The 26,074-nt window shown below is 52.4% G+C and carries 19 protein-coding genes; 9 read left to right on the forward strand and 10 right to left on the reverse strand.

The annotated features are described in order from the left end of the window. Positions 1 to 221: 221 nt before the first annotated feature. From ACPAOP_RS06540 to ACPAOP_RS06550, 3 genes are all read right to left on the reverse strand, one after another. On the reverse strand, positions 222 to 581 hold the full coding sequence (locus ACPAOP_RS06540) for a hypothetical protein (protein ID WP_423709721.1): 360 nt from the start codon (positions 579 to 581) through the stop codon (positions 222 to 224). A gap of 151 nt (positions 582 to 732) precedes the next feature. Continuing rightward, positions 733 to 1,482 (reverse strand): alpha/beta fold hydrolase, encoded by a 750-nt coding sequence (locus ACPAOP_RS06545; protein WP_423678867.1) that lies wholly within the window; start codon positions 1,480 to 1,482, stop codon positions 733 to 735. Continuing rightward, entirely contained in the window at positions 1,479 to 2,519 is a 1,041-nt protein-coding gene (locus tag ACPAOP_RS06550) for a M14 family zinc carboxypeptidase (RefSeq protein WP_423709722.1), read from the reverse strand. Before ACPAOP_RS06550 ends, ACPAOP_RS06545 begins: the two co-directional genes overlap by 4 nt. 247 nt (positions 2,520 to 2,766) lie before the next feature. Between ACPAOP_RS06550 and ACPAOP_RS06555 the strand changes: the two genes are divergently transcribed. Continuing rightward, complete coding sequence (locus tag ACPAOP_RS06555; RefSeq protein WP_423709723.1) at positions 2,767 to 3,558, forward strand: TIGR00266 family protein; 792 nt, start codon at positions 2,767 to 2,769, stop codon at positions 3,556 to 3,558. An 85-nt stretch (positions 3,559 to 3,643) separates the two neighbouring features. Here ACPAOP_RS06555 and gshA read toward each other — a convergent pair whose 3' ends face one another. Further along, on the reverse strand, positions 3,644 to 5,236 hold the full coding sequence (gshA, locus tag ACPAOP_RS06560; protein ID WP_423709724.1) for a glutamate--cysteine ligase: 1,593 nt from the start codon (positions 5,234 to 5,236) through the stop codon (positions 3,644 to 3,646). Positions 5,237 to 5,512: 276 nt separating this feature from the next. Here gshA and ACPAOP_RS06565 point away from each other — a divergent pair, with 276 nt between their 5' ends. Together ACPAOP_RS06565 and ACPAOP_RS06570 are read left to right on the forward strand one after the other, a co-directional pair. After that, positions 5,513 to 5,905: a VOC family protein gene (locus tag ACPAOP_RS06565; RefSeq protein WP_423678871.1), complete on the forward strand. Its 393-nt coding sequence runs from the start codon at positions 5,513 to 5,515 to the stop codon at positions 5,903 to 5,905. 107 nt (positions 5,906 to 6,012) lie between these two features. Continuing rightward, complete coding sequence (locus ACPAOP_RS06570; protein WP_423678872.1) at positions 6,013 to 6,516, forward strand: hypothetical protein; 504 nt, start codon at positions 6,013 to 6,015, stop codon at positions 6,514 to 6,516. A 43-nt stretch (positions 6,517 to 6,559) separates the two neighbouring features. On the opposite strand, the gene ACPAOP_RS06575 is transcribed toward ACPAOP_RS06570, so the two are convergent. Both ACPAOP_RS06575 and ACPAOP_RS06580 read right to left on the reverse strand, forming a co-directional pair. Further along, positions 6,560 to 11,539: a PAS domain S-box protein gene (locus tag ACPAOP_RS06575; RefSeq protein ID WP_423709725.1), complete on the reverse strand. Its 4,980-nt coding sequence runs from the start codon at positions 11,537 to 11,539 to the stop codon at positions 6,560 to 6,562. 184 nt (positions 11,540 to 11,723) lie between these two features. Continuing rightward, positions 11,724 to 12,896, reverse strand: coding sequence for a response regulator (locus ACPAOP_RS06580; RefSeq protein WP_423709726.1), 1,173 nt, complete (start codon positions 12,894 to 12,896; stop codon positions 11,724 to 11,726). Positions 12,897 to 13,210: 314 nt separating this feature from the next. On the opposite strand from ACPAOP_RS06580, the gene ACPAOP_RS06585 reads away from it, so the two are divergent. The 3 genes from ACPAOP_RS06585 (at position 13,211) to ACPAOP_RS06595 (ending at position 16,382) form a co-directional block, all read left to right on the forward strand. After that, entirely contained in the window at positions 13,211 to 13,969 is a 759-nt protein-coding gene (locus ACPAOP_RS06585; RefSeq protein WP_423709727.1) for a DUF1700 domain-containing protein, read from the forward strand. Between the two features lie 76 nt (positions 13,970 to 14,045). Next, on the forward strand, positions 14,046 to 14,870 hold the full coding sequence (locus ACPAOP_RS06590; RefSeq protein ID WP_423678875.1) for a head GIN domain-containing protein: 825 nt from the start codon (positions 14,046 to 14,048) through the stop codon (positions 14,868 to 14,870). Between the two features lie 405 nt (positions 14,871 to 15,275). Next, complete coding sequence (locus ACPAOP_RS06595) at positions 15,276 to 16,382, forward strand: substrate-binding domain-containing protein (protein WP_423709728.1); 1,107 nt, start codon at positions 15,276 to 15,278, stop codon at positions 16,380 to 16,382. Between the two features lie 86 nt (positions 16,383 to 16,468). Here the strand turns inward: ACPAOP_RS06595 and ACPAOP_RS06600 are convergent, their stop codons facing one another. The 4 genes from ACPAOP_RS06600 to ACPAOP_RS06615 are packed head-to-tail and all read right to left on the reverse strand — an operon-like array spanning position 16,469 to position 22,345. Further along, a complete protein-coding gene (locus ACPAOP_RS06600) occupies positions 16,469 to 17,743 on the reverse strand; it encodes a TolC family protein (protein WP_423709729.1) in 1,275 nt (424 codons plus the stop codon). Beyond that, complete coding sequence (locus ACPAOP_RS06605; RefSeq protein ID WP_423709730.1) at positions 17,740 to 18,063, reverse strand: DUF3240 family protein; 324 nt, start codon at positions 18,061 to 18,063, stop codon at positions 17,740 to 17,742. The genes ACPAOP_RS06600 and ACPAOP_RS06605 overlap by 4 nt, the downstream gene beginning before the upstream one ends. 11 nt (positions 18,064 to 18,074) lie before the next feature. Further along, on the reverse strand, positions 18,075 to 21,155 hold the full coding sequence (locus tag ACPAOP_RS06610; protein WP_423709731.1) for an efflux RND transporter permease subunit: 3,081 nt from the start codon (positions 21,153 to 21,155) through the stop codon (positions 18,075 to 18,077). Then, complete coding sequence (locus tag ACPAOP_RS06615; protein WP_423709732.1) at positions 21,155 to 22,345, reverse strand: efflux RND transporter periplasmic adaptor subunit; 1,191 nt, start codon at positions 22,343 to 22,345, stop codon at positions 21,155 to 21,157. Before ACPAOP_RS06615 ends, ACPAOP_RS06610 begins: the two co-directional genes overlap by 1 nt. A 112-nt stretch (positions 22,346 to 22,457) precedes the next feature. On the opposite strand from ACPAOP_RS06615, the gene ACPAOP_RS06620 reads away from it, so the two are divergent. The 3 genes from ACPAOP_RS06620 (at position 22,458) to ACPAOP_RS06630 (ending at position 25,977) form a co-directional block, all read left to right on the forward strand. Beyond that, positions 22,458 to 23,144, forward strand: a complete 687-nt coding sequence (locus tag ACPAOP_RS06620) for a response regulator (protein WP_423709733.1) — start codon at positions 22,458 to 22,460, stop codon at positions 23,142 to 23,144. Then, complete coding sequence (locus tag ACPAOP_RS06625; protein ID WP_423709734.1) at positions 23,141 to 24,574, forward strand: ATP-binding protein; 1,434 nt, start codon at positions 23,141 to 23,143, stop codon at positions 24,572 to 24,574. Before ACPAOP_RS06620 ends, ACPAOP_RS06625 begins: the two co-directional genes overlap by 4 nt. Before the next feature lie 125 nt (positions 24,575 to 24,699). Continuing rightward, positions 24,700 to 25,977: a TIGR03862 family flavoprotein gene (locus ACPAOP_RS06630; RefSeq protein WP_423709735.1), complete on the forward strand. Its 1,278-nt coding sequence runs from the start codon at positions 24,700 to 24,702 to the stop codon at positions 25,975 to 25,977. Positions 25,978 to 26,074 lie beyond the last annotated feature (97 nt).

A 26,074-nucleotide genomic window follows, 5' to 3' on the forward strand; every position in this document is an offset into this window, starting at 1 on the left:
TGTTGAGAGAGGTCAGGCGGGCAGAGAATAACTGTTAGCAATGTAGCAGCAGGACTGGGAATGTCAATAATTTAATAATACAGCGGGTATGACCGCATACCAGGCGTCGTCATAAAGCGAAATCCGGCGCAATTAAGCAAGGAAGGCATAGACGTGATGCGCGTTTGCGGCTGAAACGCTGCCAGCAGGCGCATTCTGACTGGGTACGTGTTGAACGCGGTCTATTTTTTTAACGCGGGCAGATTATATTTGGCGCGGCAGGATTGGCGCATTTCCATTTCCTGTTTCAGGGTTTCCTGCAACGGTGTCCGGCTGGCTCCGGGTTGGGATTGTATTGCTCGGGTGAGAAATTTATCGGCAAAACATTTGCAATAATCATCCAGCTTAGGATTGTCTTTGAGGTCACTTTCCCCAGTCGGCATATTGACCGATTTTTTGCACATATCAGCATAAGCATTCGATGCCTGCACGAGTTGTGCGGCGGTCTGCGCGGATGCGGTGACACTGAATAATGTGGCGGCAATGCAGGCAGAAATGATGGAAGCGATAGAAGTGAGATGACGAGCTGAAGGGTGGCTCATAAAGTTTCCTGCTGATGTGTTTTGATATGAATAGAAGTTTAATTTTAACAATGCATGCTTTTTATCTCTTATTAAAAGTGTAAGTAAATGTACGTGAGGCGACAGCTCGGCGTGCTGTGTATATCGTGTTGATGCAGAGCTGACGCAATGATTAAGTCAGCGTTTGCTGTATGACCCAGGCGGGATCGTCGAGTGGCAGATCGTGTCCGGCATCGGGATGAATGCGTAATTCGACCTGCCAGTGGTGAGCCAGAGTGGCGGAGCATTGCGGGCTGACCAGCACGTCCCTGGCGCCGGCCAGCATCAGTAGCGGCACTTGAGGTGCCTGTGCGGGTGCGCGGTAGCGCATCGCGGCAACCAGTTGACGCAGGATATTGCGGCGGCGGATAGGGTATTGCTTCGCGTAATGAACCCAGTCGTTGAGCAGTTGTTCTGCTTGAGGGGCATCGCTCTGATGGCTGGTCAGGCGCAGGATCAGTTGCTCGCGCTGACGCTGTGTTCCTGTCAGCATGGTAGCGATGATGGCGGGGTAATTGGCCGGGCGCAGGCGCTGATAAAACGGGTTGTGCGGCGCGAGGCTGGTGTTGATCAGCACCATGCGTTGCAGCTCTTGCGGATAGCGTTCTGCCCATGCCACCGCGACCATGCCACCGAGCGAGATGGCGAGCAGTTTGATCTTGTCTTCGCTTTGCTGTTGTTGAAGTTGTTGTTGAACTTGCCCACGCGCCTGCTCGACCATTGCGCCTATGCTGGTGGCGCTGGCTTGCTGATATAAAGCGCCATTGCCTGCGAAATCGAGAGTGATGATGTGTTCGTGCGGATGGGCTTGTGCAAACTGTTGCGTGAAGTTGCCCCAATGCCGTTGTTCGCGCATCAGGCCGCGCAGCAGTACCCAGGTCATGGGCGATACCAGCGTTGTACGGCGCGTTCCTGCAGGCGCAGGCGGGTCGGGCCTTGCGCCAGCCATTCCTGATGACCGCAGGTGGCGCGCATTAAAAAATCCAGCCACGAAGTATGCCGCCGTAAAACACGGTGCAGGCGATGCTCTGCTACCGGATTAAACATGCCGTGGCGCGAAAATAATTGACGCGGATTTTTTTTAACCCACAGCCACGAGCCCATTTCCAGCGTCAGAGGCAAAAAAGTTTTGCCGGGTTGTTCTTGTGATTGCAAATAAAGATAATCCCAGACGTCGCCATGCGTGCGGTATTGCAGGCTTTGCGGCTCAAACAGGTAGCGATGATTCGGATGCGTTTGTTGGAACAGTTCTTCCAGCGACAAAATATCGGCCAGATGCGGAATCGGATGCACGCTGTGCGCATGCGGAAACCAGACGCGGTCGCGCAGACCAAAACCAGAGTGGCAGTCGATGGCGATACTGAACTGACGTGACAATAATTCCTGCTGCACGGTGCGCACCAGCGCCTTGTTTTCAGCTTCCATGTCAGCGTCTGCTGGCCCCCGGTACCACGGCAAGTGTTTGCTGATGCGATGCCCGCCGAGCAGGAACGGTACTTTTTCGGTTGCTTCTACCGGTGCATTGCGCATCAGATCAACACCATTCGGATTGGCACGCGTTGCCTGCCACATGCCGCCGGGGTTCACCAGTGGCATGAATACCAGCCGCACTTCCTGTAGCATGTGTTGCAGGCTTTTATCCCACTTCAGGCGGGTCAGTAATCCGCGCAGAAAAGACAGCAGCACTTGCGAACCTATGCGTTCCAGTCCGTGTATACCGCCAAAAAAACCGATCGCAGGCAAAGACGGGTCGGGGTTGCCCAGTGCCAGTTTGTAGACTGGAAAGCGCTTGTGCTGGACATCGATTTCGCACAGTACGTCAACCTCCAGATGCGGCTGTCCGAGTTGAATGATGCGTTCGAGTTCTTTTAATTCAGGCAAGGCGGGCATGGAGATGTGCTTGAAAATGGACTGTGCCATGCTAGGGGAGTGGCGGCAAGAATGCAAGAATATCCTTGCGCAGTGCGCATGGATCAGACGCTGACAGCCGATGGCCGTTGGTGCTCAGAAAAATAGCTGCCGGGCGACGAACTGATGTGTTTTGTATTGCGGTATTTTCTGAAAAATATTACCGGGCGAAAAACTGGCATTTGCATAAGTGTTCTGGCTACAATGCCGCTCGCTGTGTTTTGCACCGGTCAACCTTTTTTCATCAGGAAAATTCATCATGGCAATGGACGTTATTGATTATCAGATTTTCGGCGACGACATGCAGTTTGTCGAAATTGAACTCGACCCGAATGAAGCGGCTGTCGGCGAAGCGGGTGCGATGTTTTACATGGAAGACGACGTCCAGATGGAGACGATCTTCGGTGACGGCTCTGCTGCACAAAGCGGCATTTTCGGTAAATTGCTCGGTGCCGGTAAGCGTCTGGTGACTGGCGAATCCTTGTTCACGACGGTATTCATGAACGGCGGCAGACAAAAACGCAAAGTCGCATTTGGCGCCGCATATCCCGGCAAAATCCTTCCTATGGATCTGGCACAACTGGGCGGCACTTTGCTGTGTCAGAAAGATGCTTTCCTGTGCGCAGCAAAAGGTGTGGCGCTCGGTATCGCATTTCAGAAACGTCTGGGTGCCGGGTTCTTTGGCGGTGAAGGTTTTGTGTTGCAAAAGCTCGAAGGCGACGGCCTCGCATTTATTCACGCCGGTGGCGCGATCATAGAAAAAACTTTGCAACCCGGCCAGACCTTGCGCGTCGATAGCGGCTGCGTGGTCGCCTTTACGCAGGACATTGATTTCGATATTCAGTTTGTCGGCGGTGTGAAGACCGCCTTGTTTGGTGGTGAGGGCATGTTCTTTGCGACTTTGCGTGGCCCGGGCAAAGTCTGGCTGCAGTCGCTGCCATTATCCCGCCTCGCTAACCGCATTGTCGGTGCGTCTAAAATCGGTGGTGGTAAAGGCGCAGAACAGGGCTCAGTACTTGGTGGCCTGGGTAATCTGTTTGAGGACGAATAAGTCGTTCTGTCTGAATAAAAAGCCGCCAGCAGTCTCATTTGCTGGCGGCTTTTTTAAGCCTCATCAAATCAGCATCGTTGCTGAATCAGCTTTCGCAGCACAACTGACTGGACGTGCGGGAACGGTAATCGGTGATGAATTCATCAAAGCTGCCGGTTTGCGACCGCTCCATTTCTTCCTGTTCGGCGACCGAGACTCTGGCCAGTTCTTCGAAGTAGCGGCGCTCTTCTGCGCTTGGCGGGCGGGCGCGGAATTGTTCTGCCAGTACCTTGCTTTGTTTCAGAGCAAACTGATAAAAGGAATTATTTTCGGCACGAATTGCGGCCAAAACCTGCGCCGATGGCGTCAGATCTGGGTTCTGCAATTTTTCGCGCTGTACCTGCAGCGAATCAGCATGGACATGATCGCCGCGTTGTGCATCCAGCAGTGCGGCTACCGGAGCAATTTTTTCCAGTAATTCCAGCCCCCAGTTTTGCAGGGAAATTTCTTGTCCGCCACGACGCAGCATCAGGCCGGGGCGGCGTCCTTCTTTGACTGTCAGTGCAAAATTACGGGTATTTTCCTCGCCTTCAGCCTGATCGGTGAGCGGGCTTTCATCCAGTGCACAGAATAATAAAAACGCATCCAGAAAACGCGAGGTTTCCAGATTAATCCCCAGCGGGTCAAATGGATTCACATCCATGCAACGCACTTCGACATATTGCACACCACGTGCGCAAAGCGCTTCAATAGGGCGCTCGCCGGTATGGATCACGCGTTTCGGGCGTATGGTCGCGTAAAACTCATTTTCAATTTGCAAAATATTGGTATTGATCTGTACCCATTCGCCATTGATTTTGGTGCCGATTTTTTCGTAAGCAGGATAAGGTTTGCGAACAGCGATGGACAAGCTGCGCATGTAATCCATCAGGCTGTTATACGGCGGAACCAGACCATCCTGCGCATTATTCTGATAACCCAGATCGCTCATACGCAGGCTGGTCGCGTAAGGCAGATACAGCGTATCTTCCGACAGGCTTTGTAACTGATGCGTACGGCCACGCAAAAACGATGTTGCCAGCGCTGGCGAGGCACCGAACAAGTACATCAGCAACCAGCTGTAACGCTTGAAGTTGCGGATCATAGCGATGTAATTTTCCGACTGCACATACATCGCATCGCCGCTGGTGTTTTCTGCTTTTTGCAAAACTTTCCAGATGTTTTCAGAAATCGAGTAGTTGTAATGAATACCGGCAATGCATTGCATGCTCTTGCCATAGCGTAGTGCCAGACCGCGCCGGTACACATGCTTGATCATGCCGATGTGCGAGTTGCCATACCAGGCGATCTGTATGTCTTTTTCGTCCGGCAAAGGGCAGGGCATGGAATGGCTCCACAGCATTTCGTCGCCCAGTTCTGCATAGGTGAATCGGTGAATCTGATCCAGTTTTTCCAATGCCAGCGAGATATCCTGTTCTGCCGGCGTAATGAACTCCATCAGTGACTCGGCATAGTCGGTCGTAATCTGTGGATGGGTCAGCGTTGCACCCAATGCGGCCGGGTGTGGCTTCGGCGACAGGTGGCCGTCTGCATCAACGCGCAGGGTTTCACGTTCGATACCACGCAAGCCCTGTCCGAGCAGAGGGCGGTACGTGTCGTTATCCAGTAGTGCCAGTCGTCGGTTTAACAAGTTGCTCACGAGAATTCCTTCTAAATTACGGTGTTTTGCATCATCTGCATCAATTTCCGAGCAAGCATAGCCGAAATTTGGATTTGGCATCGTGACCCGCATCAGTATTTGCTTTGCAGGCACTGATATACACAAAAAATAAAAGAGCAAAGAATTGTAATTTTGATTATATTGTAATAATGCTGCTCAGAAATTGTACGGTGGATTTATTGCAGCTATATTTTTCCGGACAGAATCTGTTTTTTTTCGCACTAGCTTTATCCCATATTCACGGAGAGTCAGTTGATGCACTTTGCCTACACAATTATTTATGTACCTGAGGTCGCCGCTTCGCTCAGTTTTTTTGAAAAGGCTTTTGGCTGCCGTCGCCGCTTTCTGGATGATTCCGGTATGTATGGCGAACTCGATACAGGTGCGACGACGCTGGCATTTGCAGCGCATGAGATGGGTACATTCAATTATCCCGGTGGGCATGTCGAAGCCCATACCTCTGTAAAACCGCTGGGTTTTGAAGTTGCATTTGTGACCGATGATGTGTTCAAGGCACACGCTCATGCATTGCAGAGCGGTGCCGCCGAGCTCGCAGCGCCGGCACAAAAGCCATGGGGACAGACGGTATCTTATCTGCGCTGTCCCGATGGGATCATGGTTGAGTTATGTACCGCACTGCCAGTCTGAATCAGTGTATATTTCCTGCCCGGGACTGCTTAAAAAACTTGCAGAACTTGGGCGGTAGTACAGAATACATGGTTACCTTTGCCTAACATTTTCAGTCGGAGTCTGCCATGATGACCGTACCTATTGTGATTGCGTTCGAAGCCTCGGGTTTTGGCAGAGGCAGTTATCCGGTTGAAGTCGGTTTTTCTCAACGTCACGGCGAAGGCTGGTGTAGTCTGATCCGGCCAGAACAAGACTGGAATCTGTGGGATGAGATTGCTGCGGGCTTGCACCAGATCCCGCGTGAAATTCTGGTGGCGAATGGTAATCCCGTACGGATGGTGGCTGAACAGCTTAATGCGATGCTTGATGGTTACACCGTCTACACAGATGGCTGGGTCCACGATTACATATTGATGGCCCGATTATTTGAGGCAGCAGCATGTTCGCCGAATTTCCGGCTCGCGGATCTGCGGGAAATCATTTCGCCACAGCAGGAGTCTATGTGGCAGGCAACCAAAATAAAGATCGAGGATGAACTCAATCTGGAGCGCCATCGGGCCAGCAATGAGGCGCGTATTCTGCAATTGACATGGTTACGTACTTTTGATGCCTGTCGCGTACTGCATTAATGAGCGCCATCTTGCAGTGGCGTTCATTAGTCGGTCTTGCGGCTCAGATCTCTATTTTGTGTACAGCCAGTGCTTCTCGCAGCAGATCTGTGGCACGTGAAAAGTTGAAATCGTGTATCGCAGATGCAAGCGCCGTATAGCGCTCTCCGAGTGCTGCCCTCATAAGAGCCTCGCGCTGATCGAAGGTATCGCTGCTGGCAAAATCATCGGCAGCCAGTTCCGCTGCCAGCTGTGTACCTGTCCTGCGCAACTCCTGCAGATCGATATTGGTAGCAGCCTGTACTGACTCTGCTGAAGGAAAGCGCTGATTAATTGTGCTGACGAGTTCTGCCAGAGGACCAGGAATGATTTCCAGTGCCGCTGTTATTTTCTCAGCCGGTTCGCCGTCTCTGATACGCTGCTCCAGAGACTCTGCCATCAGGCGTAAAGCTCCGGCACCGATTTGTCCGCATAAACCCTTGAAGGTATGTGCCAGCCGTTCTGCAGAGACCAGATCATTCTGCTTCATGGCTTCTTCCAGTCGTTCCGGAAAATCTTTCTGACCGTCGCTGAACTTGCGCAGAAATGAGATATACAGTGCTTCTTTTCCCAGCGCGTGATGTAAACCTGCCTTCACATCAAGACCCGCAACAGGCGCTATCGTTACAACCGCAGTTTGCTCAGGTAAAGCCTGGATCACAGCAGACGCAGTCGTTTCCCGCAGGGGTTTAATCCAGCGCCGCAGTGTTTTCCATAACTGATCAGGGTCGATAGGCTTGACGAGGTAATCATTCATACCGGCTTCGATACAGCGATCGCGGTCGCTCGCCATCACATTGGCTGTCATCGCGACCACAGGTAACGCTGACCATTTAGCCTGTTTGCGAATTTCACGTGTCGCAGTGATGCCATCCATGACCGGCATTTGCATATCCATCAGAACCATGTCGTAGTTCTGGTCCTGACGGTTCAGCATACTGAGTGCAACCTCACCATTGTCAGCAACATCAACCATAAAACCGGCCTGCTGCAGTAATTCTACGGCGACTTCCTGATTCAATTCATTGTCCTCAACCAGTAAGATCCGGGCCCCGGTCACTGCCGACAGATCCGTTCCCGGGGTAGCGTTTTCTGCAGTGTATAACTGACTGGTCGGGGTTGTACCGAGGATGCGCATCGCCGTGTCAAACAACAAAGACGAGGTTACAGGCTTGATCAGTACATCATCAATTTTGGCGTCGTCTGCTGCTTTCATCACTTCGTCGCGCCCATAGGCTGTGATCATCACCATGTGCGGCGCATTGTTTGGCATACTCTCGCTGATTTTTCTGGCGGTGGCGATGCCGTCCAGAACTGGCATCTGCCAGTCGAGAAACACAATTTCATAGGGCTCTCCAGCATCTGCCGCGCGTGCGATTTCGGCGATACCGGCTAAGCCTGACGATGCGAGCGAAACGACAAACGACATATTGCTCAACATATCACCAATGACCTCGCGCGCGTGATCATTGTCATCCACCACCAGGACACGGCGGCCACGCAGATCCGGTGCCGGTATCAGTTGTATTTGTTTTTCCTCACGATGACCGAGGGGTACCGTGAACCAGAAAGTGGAGCCAATGCCAAGCTTACTGTCGACACCGACTTCGCCCCCCATCAGGCTGACCAGCTGTCGTGAAATCGCCAGACCCAGACCGGTACCGCCGTATTTACGGGTCGTCGAGGAATCTGCTTGTTCGAAACTCTGAAACAGCCGGCTGCGTTGTTCTTCATCCAGACCAATTCCGGTGTCGCTGACAGAAAAACTGAGAACAAGCTCGCTCGGAGAGGAGCGTTCAACCGCAACCCGGATCGCAATATCTCCCTGCTCTGTGAACTTGACAGCATTATTGGCATAGTTGATCAGCACCTGACCGATACGCAAAGGATCGCCGATCAGACTGTGGGGCACGTCTTTGTCAATTTCCACGATCAGTTCAAGATCTTTGGCGGCTGCTTTTTCAGAAATCAAACCTACGACATTTTGTAATACATGATCCAGTTCAAAGTCGATAGATTCGACAGTCATTTTGCCTGCCTCTATTTTCGACAGATCCAGAATATCGTTAATGATGCCGAGCAAATGCTGACTCGACCACTGTATCTTTTTCATGTAATCACGCTGACGCGGCGTCAGTTCAGTTTTCATCGCCAGATGCGACATGCCTATGATGGCGTTCATAGGTGTACGGATCTCATGACTCATGTTGGCGAGGAAGTCTGATTTCATACGCACAGCGTTTTCAGCCAGAATTCTGGCCGCACGCATTTGCTCTGTGGCAGCGCGTTCGGTGGTGATGTCTTCGAAGACAACGACGTTGCCACGTGTCAGATCAGCAGGGTCAATGGCGCGGCTGAAGGTGCGGCACCAGAATGAGCTGCCATCTTTACGTAACATATTCATTTCACGGACAACGATTTCTCCGTCGGCAATACTCTTATAGATATCCTCACCTGCATTGTTGTAGCTGAGATCATCTGGGAACCAGATGCGGGTCGGTTGCCCGATCTGCTCGCCGAGCGCATACCCGAACATCTCATCCATACGCCGGTTGCAGCGCATGATGATTCTGTCTTTCAACAAGGCAATACCGATACTCGCCGCGTCGAACAGCGCATCCCGTTCGTGTATCGTGGTATTTAATTCGGCAGTTCTTATCTCGACAAGCTGCTCAAGGTGTTCACGATGACGTTCAAGTTCACCGGCCATCGCTTTTTTCTCGGTGATGTCTTCCTTGATCGCCAGATAGTGAGTAATTTGACCATCGGGTTGACGGATGGGCGTGATTGTGGCGAATTCCACGTATTCGCTGTGGTCTTTACGTCGGTTAATAAGTTCGCCGCGCCAGACCTCGCCTTGTGAAAGTGTTGCCCACATATCGTCATAGATTGCTCTCTGCGTCAGGCCAGACTGCAGGATACGCGGATTGATGCCTATCACTTCTTCGCGGGTATATCCGGTGTTACGATGAAAGGCTTCGTTGACGTATTCGATACGTGCATCGATGTCAGTAATGACGATGCTTTCGGGACTTTGCTCTACCGCAAGAATCAATTTACGTAATTGATTTTCCTGTTGTTTCCTGATCGTAATATCTTCTTTGATCGCGACATAATGAGAGAAGCTGCCGTCCGGTTGTCGCAGCGGCACGATAATCGCCAGCTCAGTCTGCTCTTGCCCGGCTTTATTGCAGTTAATGAATTCGCCGCGCCAGGCTTCGCCGCTCGTCAGGGTTTGCCACATAGACTCATAGACAGCAGGCGGAGTCTTGCCAGATTTGAGTAAGCGTGGGTTTTTGCCCAGTACGTCCTCGCGTTGATAACCTGTATTCCGGGTGAAGGCATCATTGACATACTCGATGTGGCAATCCAGATCGGTGATGATGATGGAATTCGGGCTTTGTTCGATGACCAGCGATAGCTTCCGTATTTCTGTCGACGCCGCATTCTCGGCCGTAATATCGCGCCAGATTACCACCAGGTAATCGCGCTCTTTCTGACGTATCGCCTGTACGTTGACACGAACATCAAGCATCCTGCCATCCTTACAGCGATGATGATTCTCGAACTCGACGCTGCCGTGGTCTGCAATATTTTTTCTGAGAGCGGCGAACTTCTCATCAGAGTCCAGCATTATCTGCATATCGGTGACACGCATGTTGAGCATTTCTTCACGCGAATAGCCAAGTAGTCGGCAACTGGTAGCATTTGCTTCGATAAAGTGAAGTGTTTCCATGTCTACGAGTTCAATGGCGTCAGGGGCTTCGGCGATCACAGCATTAATCAGCGCTCGCCGGTCAGCTTCCGCAGCAGCGACGCGGTGTCGTTCGACCGCCGCTGCCATGTGCGTGGCAATGCCTTCGAGCAGAGTCTGTTCCTCAGCAAGGAATGGTGTACCCACATCGGCAGGCAATGCTCCGGTATAGACGATGCTCACCTGTGCATGCTGTCCGTCAATTCCGGTGAAGGAGGCACTCAGCTTTTCACCTTCGGCCAGTTGACCGTAATGTTTGTCGCCGCAATCGATAAATCCGGTGGCAATCTCAGGGAAACGCATAGCTGCCGGCAGTCGCGCTGCAACTAAATCAAACATAGCTTCAATACTGATGTCATCACGGACGGTAATGCGCAGAATGTCGAACAGGCAGGAAAGTTCTTTCATGCGCTTGCCAAGGTCATACTGTGCTTTGCTATGCGCCAGAGTAGTTTCATGAAAAGACAGCACGGCTCTCGCCAGATCGCCCAGCAAACTCCCCCTGTTCTGAGCGATTACCCGCACATCGGGCAGCGTTTCCGGACCCATCACACCTTCTGAAAGACGATCCAGAGCCAGGGTTAACATTGACAAACGATTGCTCAGACGCAGTATCACGCGCAGCCAAAGCAGGATCAAGATCAGTAACAAGACGCCACCGGTCACAAGGTTGCGAATCGCATGTTCCTGAAAATTTTTCTCGCGTGTTGCGTTGCGTTCTGCGATTTGTTTGTTGATGCCGGCAGCGATCGTACGCACTTGCTGCGAGATATGGTGTTCGCTGACGGTTGCCAGATAAGCATGACTCATAGCGGAAGATGGATCGGTCACAGCCTGACTGGTTGCGGCAAGAACGGCACTGCGATAATCCTGAAAGTGTTGTTGCAGATCCAGCAGATTCTCTTTGTCCAGCGCTTCTTCTGCCTGCATCAGCTGTTGGTCCATTTCGCTCAGCTGATTTGCCAGCTGTGAATGAATACGGTCAGCGACAGATTGATCGATCTTCTGCAAGCGTGCTTGCTCCATCAACGCTGCCAGCTGCACCTGAACTGCAGAAATTCCGTTGTTGATATTCCGGTTGAGACTCAGTTTCTTTTGATCGTGTGCTGTCTCGGCAAGCGCAGCCTGATGATCCTTGCTCAGTTCACGGAAGGACAAGAGATTAAGCGTGCCTGCAAGCATTACAAACAGCGCTACCGGCAGGAATATGCCCATCATGTAAGAGACTATCGGGCTACGCAAAAGCTTCATTTGTCATCCTGACGTTCATTGATGAGGTGTCCTGGTTATTGAAATCCCGGCAAATTTTATGCTTTTAATTTCTGGCTGCCTGATCGTATTCATCCAGACCCTGGATGGCCAGACTGTCCGCTGTCGTCAAAGTCATACAGACCAGAAATATTGTCTGACACATGTTCATGAAAATATTCCCAGCTCAGTCGTGCTCCGTTAACGGATCGGCGTAACGCGCAGCAATTTCGGCAAAGCGTTCGCGGCATGCGATAAAAGCGTCAACGACTGCTGGATCGAAGTGCTTACCCCGGCCATCCACGATAATTTTTGTCGCTTCATCGAGTGTCATCGGTGGTTTGTATACACGTCGGGTCATCAGCGCATCCAAAACATCTGCCAGTGCCATCAGCCTTGCCGACACCGGAATCGCATCTCCGGTAAGACCGGCGGGATAACCGCTGCCATCCCATTTTTCCTGATGGCTCAGTGAGATTTCACGCGCCACCTTGAGAAACGCGAAGGCACTACCTGCCACTTCGGTCATCGCATCATCGGCTCCGGCCAGAGCTTGCTCCATCGCTTTGGTAATCGCATCGGCACCGATTGTCGTATGCGTTTTCATAATCTCGAATTCTTCGGGAGTCAGCCGACCTGGTTTGAGGAGGATCGCATCCGGTATGCCAACCTTGCCTAGATCGTGCAGCGGCGCTGCTTTGACAATCATGTTTAGTCTGGAGCCGGCCAGCGCATCGCGGAAACGCTCATGTTCAGCCAGCTTGCGGGCCAGCAATTCGACGTAGATCTGGGTGCGCACGATGTGCTGTCCGGTCTCGTTATCCCGTGCTTCGGCCAGACAAGCGAGAGCCCGTATACTCAGATCCTGTATCAGCAGGTTTTCGCGCATGCGGCGCGCCACCTCGCGCTCAAGCCAGTCGTTTTCATCTGCCAGGCGGTCGCGCGCACGTTTGAGTTCGAGTTGCGTGTGAACACGCGCCAATACTATTGAGGGATTGAAGGGTTTAGTAATGTAATCAACCGCACCGAGTTCCAGACAAAATTCTTCATTTTCCGCAGTTGCCATAGCGGTGATGAAGATGACCGGGATATTTTTTGTATCATTTTCAGCGCGCAGACGGCGTAATACTTCGTAGCCATTCATTCCCGACATCATCACGTCCAGCAGAATGAGATCAGGGCGTGGATCAGAGTTGGCTGCATGCAAAGCCCGCTCACCGGAGTTGGCTGCGCGGATATGGTAGTCGTGCTTCAGCAGTTCGCCGAGCACCTTGATGTTTTGCGGAGTATCGTCAACGACCAGAATGGTGGTGGGTGGCACAGAGTCCGGAAGGGAACTTTGCGGTATGCTTTCGTGCATGACATTATTCTCTTGTTTCAACCGGCGGTTGAGGGGAGTTTAAGTTCAGTATATCTGAGATACCGTGCTCTGGAAAGCGCTGTTTCCACGGTGTTTTATGGATGTCAGATTGCTTCCGCCGTTCACTCTGACGGCTGTTATTTTCAGCGTATTTTTTCTGACCGGCGTGACTATTTTTCACAATTCCGTCTGCCGTTTCTGCATTTCATTCCCGGCTTTTGACACGCTGTCGCATGGTCATCGTGTCTTGCAGAATAAATCCGTATTCTGCCTCCATCACATCCGGAATAAGAGATCACGGGAGGTAACTGAATATGACAAAAACTGATTACATGAATGCGCTCAGGCTGGCTTTGCAGGATTTGCCGGGAGATATTCAGGAAGAACTTTTGTGGAGCTACGAGGGAAAGTTTATTGACGGCATGGTAGCCGGCAAAAGCGAGCAGGAAATTATCTCTCAGTTACCCGCACCGGCGTTGGTTGCAAGTCAGCAAAAAGCGGCCATGCATTTCCGTCAGTTTAAAAGCAAGGTCAGCGTCGGTAACCTTGCCCGCTTGATCGTCGCCTTATTAGGACTGGCGATTTTTAACCTGCTGATGCTGATTCCCGCGATTGTTTGCTTCGCTATGTTAAGCAGTGCTTTTGTTATGGCATTGTTTTTTTATATTTTCGGTATTTTGCTGACCGCCGGCGGTATTTCAGGTGTCGATGAATTACATATTTATGATGCTCCGCATCGTGTCACTGTCGGGTACTCACCGACGCCTGACAACGGTCAGACAAAGAGGCCGGCGGAGCTGGAGATTTCAGCATCAGGGATAGAGGCGAATGGTCAATCTGTTCCAGAGGGTGGACACCAGGCTGGACGGACGCGGGTCGCAGATCCACTTGATATTCACATCCGCCTTGGTAAACAACAGGGCCTTTACGATGTATTGAAAGGCATCGTCATGATCATAGGATCGATCTTGTTGCTGATGCTGAGTATGTTTCTGAGCAGACTCAGTTTCCGTGGGTTCAGACAATATCTGCGTTGGAATTTTTCCCAGCTCAGACTGATGCCGGTGGCCTGAGCTACTGCGACATCTGCTCAATATTATTGATCAATCGCGCGTCACAATTAACCTTAACGACTGAAAGGAATTCCCAATGAAACTGATACTTCGCACCGGAGCGGTCATGCTGGTGCTGGCAATCATCCTGACTGCTGTGTCCGCTATGTTCATGAAAGCGCATGCAGCTGTCATAATGACAGAGGCTGCTGCCGGTCATTTTTTTTCAGGGGACAGCAACGATAACCGCCCGGTGACAGCACAGGTGACGCAGGTAGTGTTAAGTGGCCCGGTTGATTTATTGCTTCAATCCTCAACGGTACCATCTTTATCGGTGAAAGGCGATCCTAAACTGGCTTCACGGGTGACCACCAGGGTGGACGGCAATACTCTCTACATTGCGACGCGCGGCATTTTCATCTCGTTAGGTAAGTCCGAAGCTATCAGGGTGGAACTGAATTTACCTGTGTTGGAGAAATTGCAGTTATCCGGCAGCGGTGACGCGAATGTTAAAGGCTTTAAGGGAAAGCGGCTGGAGTTCAGCATGCGCGGTTCTGGTGATCTGTTGTTTGATGGTGATTTCAGCCAGATACTGGGCGCGATGAGCGGTAGCGGCGACGCCAATTTATCACTCTCCAATGCCGAGCAGCTTACCTTAACTATGCGGGGATCGGGTGATGCAATTCTCAAAGGTCAGAGTAATGTGCTCAACGTCAGAATGTCGGGCTCAGGGGATTTGTACGCGGAAGCGTTGAAAGTCAAACGGGCACTCATCGAATCCAGCGGCTCTGCAGACAGCAAGATTTTCGCGACAGAAGAAGTGAACGCGCGTCTGACGGGTAGCGGTGATTTGTCTGTAACCGGAAATCCCTTGCGGCGGCATGCTGAACGACTGGGCTCAGGTGACATCATCTGGCAGTAAAAGTTGAAAACATCCGAAAAGTGTTGCAAATTCAACTCAAAAATTGCCTTCTTTTAGTGCAAAACAAAATTTTGATTGGTGCATTGAATTTTACGTAATTCAAAATATTGTTTAGTTGCCTATATGAAAAATTAAATTGTATTTCGTGGAACTTGGTGTTGAAACTCTATTTATCTGGAAAAAATTTCTGCAATAATCGTTTCGGAAATGTAAATATTTGTTTCAATTTAATTGATGCGACAACAAGTAATACAGGAGCCTGACATCTCACGATTGTTTCTTCGCGCAAGAGCAGTTGTTGTGTTGAGTTTTGTATGATCTTCGTTGTTGCCATCCGGAAAAGATGAAATGTCCAGCTGCGTAATAATTGCGCAGTGTCGTTTTTAACCTGACCAACCAAGAACCATGACTGCTAAGCTAAGTAAATGCCTGACCGTGTTGTTTGTTGTGTTTAGTTTCATCTCTGGCGCGACAGCCCAAGAGAACCCTGTGCAATTCATGAGCCGTGCCAATGCGAAAGTGGCCCGCGCCGCAGCATTGAAAAACCGCTGGGAAGGCCCGGCAGATGGCCCCCGGATTCACAAGAAAAAGAAAATTATTTTTATCGCTGGCGATATGAGTGATGCTGCGATTGCCGGGGTTTTTCACGGTGTCCGTGAAGCCGGTGCGGCGGGTGCCTGGGAAATTTTATCGATCGATTGCCGCGGCCGCTGTAATCAGGGCGCAGCCATTATTTCTCAGGCAATTGATATGAAAGCAGACGGCATTATTCTGGCGGGTGTCGATGCTGCGACACAGACCAAAGGAATTGCTGCTGCGGCGAAAGCAAAAGTGCCTGTCGTTGGCTGGCATGCTTCGGTCAAGAGTGGCCCTACCGATGGTTTATTCACGAATATCACGTCGAACCCGAAAGAAGCTGCGCAAGTGGCGGCCTTATTTACGGTTGTTGAGTCAAACAGCAAAGCTGGTATTGTTGTGTTCACCGATTCCGGTAATCCTTACTTGGCGGCAAAATCGGCGGCGATGATAGAAACGATCAAGCAATGTGATGGCTGCCGTATTCTGAGTGTGGAAGATGTGCCACTTAGTGACGCCTATCTGAAAATGAAAGGCGTGGTGGAAAATCTGGTCAAACGTCACGGCACCAAATGGACGCATGTGATGGCCGTGAATGACTTTTACTTTGATTTGCTGGATGCATCCAGTATCGCACCATTGGTGGCCTCCAATAAACTCAGCGGTATTTCTGCCGGAGATGGTTCTGCGACTGCTTACCGCCGTATCCGTAGTAAAGGAATACAAAGTGGCAGTGTTCCTGAGCCACTGACTATGCATGCATGGCAACTGGTGGATGAGCTTAACCGGGCATTTTCAGATCAGCCGCCGAGCGGTTTTGTCACACCGGTACATCTGGTGACATCGCAAAATATCGCCTATGACGGTGGCGAGAAAAATACTTTTGATCCTGCCAATGACTATCGCAGTCATTATCAGCATATCTGGGGGAAATAAGCCGCAGATACAGAGGCGCAGTTTCCTTTGTAAATGAAAAAAGGCAGCCGGGGCTGCCTTTTTTTATGCTGCATTTTTTTCTGATATCAGTCAATCGCCCATAACTTGTGGGCATCCAGTTCCAGGCGGGCGTGGGCAAACAAAGCATCGATTTGTGCGGCTTCGGCGGCGAGTGTTGCATCAATCGCATTGCGACGGATTTGCAGCGTATCGCTGAGGGAAACCTCGCCCAGTTTATACGCTGTCAGCGCGGTTGCCGCCTGCGCCTGACTTTGCTGCTGTACCGCGTACATGGTTTTCCAGATGTGATACAGCTTCTGACTTTCCGATACTACACGCTGCGCCTCGCGCGTTACTTTGAGTCGCGTGAACTGGTATTTTTCTTCTGCCATTTTCGATTTCAGTGCCGCGGCACTGGCATCTGCTTTGCGTGCCGTGCCTGATAATGGAATGGAGATACTGATGCCGTAGATACGTTCCTGTCCGCTGCGTTCGCGTGCTGCACGGATACCTACGGTCGGATCCGGCATCGTTTCGGCAGCAACGCGCGATGCCTGCAATTTTGACAGCGCCGCTTCTGCTTCGGCCAGTTCCAGTTCATGATTGTCGTCGAGAATCTGATGCAGCCAGTCAGTCTGACTTTGTTCCGTATTCAGTGGCACCGGCAATTGTGGCAGGTCGATGATTTGTAATCCCGAATACAAAGTTGCCAGCGCCTGCTTCTGCTGTTCTTCACGCAGCTGTGCCTGCTGTAATTGCGCCTCTATCCGTTTTGCTTCGGTATCGGCCAGCATCAGTTCTAGTCTGGCGGCATCACCTGCTTTCACCCGTTTTTCTGCCATACTGCGCAGTTGTGAGGTGATATCGGCTTGTTCCTGCAGACGCTGGCGATAGGCAACAGTGCGCAAGGTATCGAACCAGTCATTAAGCAAGCTGCGACCTGCCTCATGCCAGCTGTCGGCATACGCAAGTTGTGCCAGATCGACGGTTTTGTCGCCGATCGCGGCATCTTTACTGGCCTTACCAAACCAGCGCACGGGGCGTTCTATGGCAATTTCCTGATCGCGCAAACTGTCACCGCTTTGTTCGGTACGACGTGCCTGCGATACCCGCATGACCCATTCGTGACTACCCGCTTCCAGGCGTTGCTTGCTGGCTTGTGCCAGTTCTTTATTCAGCGCACCGGAACGCAATTGCGGTAAATTTTCCAGCGTTTTTCTTACCACTTGCTCTGGCGGCAGAATGGCAGCGATATCTGCAGGCGTTGCCGGAGGCAACACATTGGTCGCTCCTGCGATGGCTGAATAACTGGCGATACTGATCAGAGCAAGACGCATGGCGGTAGGTAAGATGTTGTTCATGACAGTCTCCCGAATTGCAAAACGGGGGTAATCCAATAGCTGATGTCCTGGCTTTTGATTTCCAGCGACAATTCTTTTAACAGCTGGCGCAGTTTCTCCTGCTCGCCGACGACCAGGAACAGCTTGCGTTTGCAGCGCCCCTGCACCTGTTCCATTGAGCTCAGCAGGTTCGCGCCTTGTCCCATGCCTTGTGCTGCGACGATAGTGAAGCCGCTCACCAACGCAGGGCGGAGTAATAAGAAGTCAGCAACCTCGTCTTCGAGTGTGACCGGGATCGCCAGATTCAGCAGGGCGTCCATGATTTTTTCAGATTGAGTCATGCCATATCCGTTCAGTTTTGCTTAGCGCGCTTGTCGGCAGGAATGCCGAAACGCTGAAACAGTATCGGTAACAGGATCAGGGTCAGCAGCGTGGCGGACACCAGACCACCGATCACCACGATCGCCAGCGGTTTCTGAATTTCAGAACCGGGGCCGGTCGCCATCAGCAGAGGAATCAGGCCAAAACCGGTGATGCTGGCGGTCATCATGACCGGGCGGAAGCGGCGTAATGCCCCTTCAGAAACCACTTCTTTGAGGGCAATACCGCGCGCCACCAGTTGATTGAAATAGCTGATCATGACCAGACCATTGAGCACCGCAATCCCCATCAGCGCAATGAAGCCGACCGATGCCGGTACCGAAAGATATTCGCCAGTGATGGCCAGCGCAATCACGCCACCCAGCAACGCAAACGGGATATTCACGAATACCAGCAAAGCCTGACGTATGCTGTGCAGGGTAGTAAACAGCAACAGGAAAATCAGTGCCAGTGCGACTGGTACCACAACCGTCAGGCGCGCAGCTGCCCGTTGCTGATTTTCAAATTGCCCGCCCCAGCTCAGGCGATAGCCAGCTGGCAACTTCACCTGTTGCGCCACCTTTGCTTTCGCTTCATCGACGAAGCTGACCAGATCGCGATCACGGACATTGGCTCGGACGACAGTCAGACGGGAAGAATTTTCGCGTTCGACTTTGACCGGCCCTTCAACCGTGCGCAGACTGGCAACTTGTGACAACGGGATAGACAAATTGTCGGTTACTGGCAGACGCAGTTGCTGGAACAGTGACGGTGAAATCTGCATCTGATCGCTGCCGCGTATCAGTAAAGGCAGGCGCTGCCCTTCCTGTATCACAACACCGCTGATCTTACCTTCCACCAGGGTACGCAAGTCATTTTGTATCTGTTCGACACTCAGACCTAAACGGCCTGCGGCTTCGCGGTTGATATCGACTTGCAGGTACTGCACGCCTTCATTTTTGACGCTGAGTACATCCTGACTGCCGCTGATACCCGAGACGACTTTCACGATCTGTTCTGCCAGCCCACCCAGAATCTGAGTATTCGGGCCATAAATTTTAATCGCCAGATCACCGCGCACACCAGACAACATTTCTGAGGTACGCATTTCAATAGGCTGGGTGAAACTGAAGTTCACACCGGAAAATTCTGCTGTGACCTTCCGTAACTGATCAATCAGTTCGTCTTTGCTTTTGACCTTCCAGCTGGCGCGCGGTTTCAGGACCAGAAAGGTATCGGTCTCGTTGAGCCCCATCGGGTCCAGTCCAAGTTCATCGGAACCGGCGCGGGCGACAATGCTGGTCACTTCCGGTACTTTTTCCAGAATACGCTGTTGTACAGCCATGTCGATGCGGGCGGACTCCTGCAGATTGATCGAAGGCAGTTTTTCTATCTGCATAATGATGTCGCCTTCGTCCAGAGTCGGCATGAATGATTTACCGATGAACGGAAACAGACAGGCGGTCAGCAGCAGGGCGGCAACAGAGGCAATGGCGACTTTGCGTCCGTTCGCCAGCGCTTTTGTGAGTATCGCGCGGTATGCCGCTTCCAGTTTCTGTACCAGTTTAGGTGAGCCGCTGTGACCGTCTTTCAGCAGGAAAGAGGACAGCACCGGAATCACCGTCAGTGACAACATTAACGAAGAGGCCAGTGCGAAAATAATCGTCAGCGCGACTGGTATAAATAATTTTCCTTCCAGCCCCTGTAACGATAACAGTGGCAGAAACACGATCATAATCACCAGCATACCGGCAGTTACCGGCACCGCGACTTCCTTCACTGCGCGATAAATCACATGCAGCCGGCCCAGTTTAGGCTGACCGTGATTGCCGCTGTGCGCTTCAATATTCTCGACTACGACAACAGCGGCATCGACCAGCATACCAATCGCGATTGCCAGTCCGCCCAGCGACATCAGATTGGCAGTCAGTCCGAAATTTTGCATCAGCAGGAAAGTACCGAGTGCCGATAAAGGCAGGATGCAGGCTACGACCAGTGCCGAGCGTACGTTACCGAGGAACAGATACAGCAACACAACGACCAGGATGGTTGCTTCAGCGAGTGCTTTGGTGACCGTCGAGACTGCGCGTTCGACCAGATTACCGCGGTCATAAAAAGGCTTGATACTGGTGCCGGCCGGCAGCGTCTGATTGATCGTGACCAGGCGTTCGCGGATATGATCAACAACCTGTTGCGCATTCGCGCCGCGCATCGCCAGTACCAGCGCTTCTACCGCTTCACCTTTACCGTCTTTCGTGACAGTACCGTAGCGCGTCAGCTGGCCTATCCTGACCTGTGCCACATCGCCGACTTTAATCGATACACCATCTCTTTGCGCGATCGCAATCGCCCTGACATCGTCGAGTGTGCGGATATTGCCATCACTGCGCACCAGTAATGATTCTTCACCCGACGACAGACGCCCGGCGCCGTCATTACGGTTATTTGTCTCCAGTGCTGTCTGTAACTGCGCCAGTGAGATACCGCGCGCAATCAGCGCGTCGGGATCCGGGACGATCTCAAAACTCTTGACCATGCCGCCGAGCGAATTCACATCTGCGACACCGGCGATATTACGCAGCTGCGGACGTATCGTCCATTCCAGCAGACTGCGCTTTTCCATCAGCGACAACGGGCCTTCGATGGTGAACATGAAAATTTCACCGAGCGGCGTGGTGATCGGTGCCAGGCCGCCGCTGACAGATGCCGGCAGATCTTTCATTACATTGCTGAGGCGCTCGCTGACTTGCTGGCGGGCCCAGAACACATCGGTGCCATCCTGAAAATCGAGCGTGATGTCGGCAATCGCATATTTGGATTGTGAGCGCAGTATGGCTTGCTTTGGAATGCCCAGCAATTCCTGTTCTATCGGCGCGACAATACGTGCTTCGATTTCTTCCGGTGTCATGCCCGGCGCTTTCATGATCAGCTTGACCTGCGTCGTGGACACGTCCGGAAACGCGTCGATAGGCAAGCCCTTAAATGCCTGATAACCGGCCGCGATCATCAGTATGCTGGCAACGATGATCAGCAGGCGCTGAGCGAGTGAAAATGCAATCAGTCGGGATAACATTATTGAGCTCCGCCTTCTTCAGCGCCAAGTCCGGCACGTGCGCCTTTGAGCTGAATAATGCCCTGAGTGGCAACCTGGCTGCCGGCTTGCAGTTTCGGATTACTGCTGACCCAGGCATGTTGCCCGACGGTGCTTAACAGCTTGACTTTGACCGCTTCAAATCCCTGCGCATTTTTGACAAACACATAGTGTTCATTTTTGCTCTGGATCAGGGCTTTGGCAGGTACACCGATGCTATTGACCGGTATCACGCCACTCTGGTGGCGCGCATCGACAAACTGATTGAGTTTCAGACATGGATTACCATCGATGACCTGTGTGCGTATCAGTGTGGTCTGGTTACCGCTCTGAATCTGAGAGGAAATCGCGGTGACTTTGGCACTGGCGCAGTTATTCACCTGCATCAGATCGCCGACACGGATGCTGGCTGCCTGTTGTGCCGATGCCTGCAATTCGACCCAGAACGCGCCGTCTTTGCTGATGCTTGCGATTGGTGTTCCGGCTTCTATCCGCTGACCCGGCTTGACATTAATTTCCGTCAGTATGCCGTTCGTGTTGGCGCTGATCCGGACTACCGGAGTCAGGTTCTGATTGCTGAGTAACTGACGAATCTGGGTCTCGCCCATACCCGCGCTGCGCAGCGCCTGATAGCGCTCTCTGGCGGCGACATCGGCCTGTACCGCTGCGGCACGACTGTCTTGCAGACGGCTTTGGGCGATAATGCCTTCATTAAATAAGCCTTCATCCCGTTCGCGTTTTTCTTTCGCCAGTCTGGACTGGGTGGCGAGTTGTACGTATTCGCGTTGCATCTCCATCAGTTGCTGACTGAAGATAGAGACAATCGGGTTACCGCTGCGTATCGGCTGCATAGACTGGTGCTGCACTTCCTGTACAACGCCGCTGACTGTACTGCTGATCATGCTGACCGCATTGGGCGGGGCCACGACCGTACCGGATAAATGCTGACCTTCGGTCGCACTTGTTTTGCTATCGCTTTTGGCGGTATCTGCTGCGATCGCCGCTTCGGTTTTAATCCCTGCCCGCAACAGCTGCTCATTGGTCAGTTTAATCTGGTTACTGGTTTCTGCGACTGCAGCGCCGCTGCTTAACAGCGCTGATAAAGTACAGAGAATCAGTTGTTTGCGGACGCCGCTGCGGTGTTGCATTTGTCGTTCTTTCTTGATCATCATGATGTACCCTTGGCTTGAATAGACGTATTCTGGAATGAATATCTTAAGAACTCCTTAACAACTCGCCGTTACAATGAATCCGACAGTTACAGGAGGCAATAGGAGGCATGCGGTGCGCATATTATTAGTGGAAGATGATCCTCAGTTAGGGCGGGCGACGCAGATCGGTCTGGATCAGTCCGGTTATGCTGTTGACTGGGTGCAGACAGCGGACAGTGCCTTATGGGCGGTAAAGACCCATGAATATGCATGTATTCTGCTCGATCTCGGCTTGCCTCAGGTTGATGGTATGGTTGTTCTCACGCGGCTGCGGGCGTCTGGATTTGCCGGAGCGATACTGATCGTCACGGCACGTGAACAGATTGCTGACCGTGTTGCAGGGCTCGATGCCGGCGCCGATGACTTTATTATAAAACCTTTCGATCTTGATGAGCTCGCGGCGCGCATCCGTTCTGCATCCCGCCGCAGTGGCGGCCGTACCCGCGAAGTGATTCATCATGGTGACATTGTGATGGATATTGCTGCCCGTTCAGTCATGCTTAAAGGTGTTCCTGTTGTCCTCACTGCCAAGGAGTTCCGGGTATTGCTGATGTTGTTTGAACATATGGGACGGGTCCTCACCCGCGAACAATTGGAAGAGACGCTGTATAGCTGGGGTGAAGAAATCGAGAGTAATGCGATACAGGTACATATTCATCATCTGCGCAAAAAACTCGGTAAGCATCTGATCCGTACGATACATGCTGTCGGTTATGTGATCGATAAGCCGGGGGCGGGCGGCACTGAGGAACAGCAATGAATATAAGAATGCCCGCGCGCTGGTCTTTACGCCGCACTTTGCTGGCGCTGGTACTGACGCTGACAGTCAGCATCTGGTGTTTCAGTGCAGTGGTTGTGTATCTGGATGCGGATACCGAAAGCCGCGAACTTTTCGATCAGTCATTATCCGAAACCGGACATCTGTTGCTGGCACTGGCCGATCATGAACTCGAAGAACATGTGGACACGGCAGCACCAACGCTGACCGAAGTACACGATGGCAAGCACAGCAAATATCTGTTGTTCCAGATCTGGGACGGAGGCCACCGGCTGATCTACCGCAGCGCCGGTGCGCCGGAAACGGCGTTCACCTCCTTATCGCCGGACAGCGATAATCAGTTTGGCTGGATAAGCATGGGCGGGCAGGAATGGCGCACCTACAGCAGCTGGAATGCACGTCAGAATATGCAGATACAAGTGGCAGAACCCAGCAGTCACCGCAAGGAGATCAGTGGCCGCTTTGCGTATAAATTAATGTTGTTCGCCTTGTTGGTAGTACCTCTGCTTATCATTGGTCTGTGGTGGAGTGTGAATCGCGTCTTCCGTAGCCTGCAAACCGTCGCGAACGAGGTTTCTCAGCGTATGCCGGGTGATTTGCATCAGTTGAACCTGCGTGGAGCACCGACAGAAATTCACCCTTTACTGCATGCGATTAACCGATTGTTTGAACGCGTCAGCCAGACGCTGGAACGAGAACAACGATTTACTGCCGATGCGGCACATGAGCTGCGCACGCCGCTGGCTGCCATCAAAACCAATCTGCAAGTCATACAGCGCGCACGTAACGACGATGAGCGAGCCGAGGCCGCAGCGGGCTTAGGCACCAGCGTTGATCGTGCGACCCGTCTGGTCGGGCAATTGATGACGCTGGCAAAGCTGGAGCCGCCCTATGACAAAAATCTGGTGTTGCAGGAAACCGATGTGGCACATTTGCTTCAGCCTCAGATGACGGAATGGCAGAAGCAGGCTGAAAAAGCACAGATCAGTTTGACTGCAGATCTGCAGTCCGGCATCGCCCTGTTACATGCGGAAAGCATACTGATTTTATTCCGCAATCTGATGGACAATGCCCTGCGCTATACGCCGGCGGGCGGGCGCGTGCAGGTTACCTGCGGACTGGCAGAACAGGGCATGAGTCTCTGTATTGCCGACAATGGTGCTGGCATACCGGCAGAGATGCGTGAACAGGTATTTCAGCGTTTCGTGCGCTTATCCGACGCAACGATTCCGGGCAGTGGTCTGGGCTTGTCTATCGTCAAAAGCATCGCCGACAGTCACCATGCGACGCTGCGTCTGGCGGAGGGGCTCGATGGCCGGGGCTTAAGTGTGACACTGCTGTTTCCCTTAGCCGCTGCAGCAGCCGGATCTGCAACAGCGGTCACATCACAAGCAGCATCGCAGCAAACATAAGCGTTCGTGCTGCCCGCACACTAATCGTGTTCGCGCAGGCATATCCGGCGTAAAATGTCGCCCCGTTCTACTTTTTATGCGTCGGGGTGTCTGTCTTTAAGACGCCGCGCCTGTTCTGCCCATTCATGTCAATCAGATCTGTTCCTCCTTCCACCAGTTCAACCAGCAGCACGCGGACACCTCATGTGATTGTGATCGGTGGTGGTCCTGCAGGTCTGATGGCGGCAGAAACGCTGTCGCAGTGCGGTGTGCAAGTGGATCTGTATGACGCCATGCCGTCGGTGGGACGCAAATTTTTGCTGGCGGGTAAGGGCGGCATGAACCTGACCCATTCAGAAGAATTTTCTGCGTTTATCCAGCGTTACGGCAGCCGTGCCGCCGATTTGCAGCCACTCTTGCAAGCGTTTGATGCGCGGGCGTTACGCACCTGGGCGCAAGGGCTGGGTGTAGAGACTTTTGTCGGTAGTTCCGGCCGGGTGTTTCCTGTGGATATGAAAGCCGCACCTTTGCTGCGCGCATGGTTGCATCGCTTACGTGAACAGGGCGTGCGGTTTCACATGCGCCATCGCTGGACAGGCTGGGGCGATGCGCCGCAGTCCTTGCGTTTTCAGACGCCTGAGGGTGATTTGAATGTCAGCGCCGATGCAGTGGTACTGGCGCTGGGCGGTGCCAGCTGGGCGCGGCTGGGGTCTGATGGCGCCTGGGTGCCATTATTGCAGCAACGTGGCGTTGAGATTGCAGCTTTGCAGCCGGCCAATTGCGGCTTTGATGTGCCGTGGACAGATTTTCTGAAAAACAAATTTGCCGGTCAGCCTTTGCTGACGGTGGCTGCCCGTGTCCATGATGCCGATGTATCCACCGCCATGCGCAAAGGGCAATTCGTGATCACGACCGGCGGTGTTGAAGGCAGCCTGATTTACGCCTTGTCTGCAGCCTTGCGCGAGCAGATCAATCGTCGCGGGCATGCGGTGCTGGAACTCGATCTGCTGCCCGATACAAGTGCTGAGCGTGTGCTGAGCGAAGTCAGCGCTGGGCGCGGTTCACGCTCATTATCGAGTCATTTGCAGAGCAAGCTCGGGCTCGATGCATTGAAAATCGCCTTACTGCATGAAGTGCTGAGCAAAGAGCAAATGCAACAGGCAGACGTTCTTGCCAGCGCCATTAAACAGCTGCCACTGCGCCTTATTTCACCGCGTCCGATTGATGAAGCCATCAGCACTGCCGGTGGCGTTCGTTTTGAGGCGCTGGATGACAGCGCCATGCTGCGTACCTGTCCCGATGTTTTCTGCGCCGGTGAAATGCTCGATTGGGAAGCACCGACCGGCGGTTATCTGCTGACCGCCTGTTTCGCCAGTGGTCGCCATGCTGCGCAGGCGGCGTTGCGATATCTCAGCACCCGCTAATACCCTTGTCATTAACAAGGGCGTCGCCAGCTTCTTTCTGATTCATTGTTACAATTCAAAATCATTTCCCAATAGTAATTTTTATATCAGCTGCATT

It is taken from the genome of Undibacterium sp. WLX3042, assembly GCF_049544825.1.
Taxonomy (GTDB): Bacteria; Pseudomonadota; Gammaproteobacteria; order Burkholderiales; family Burkholderiaceae_D; genus Undibacterium.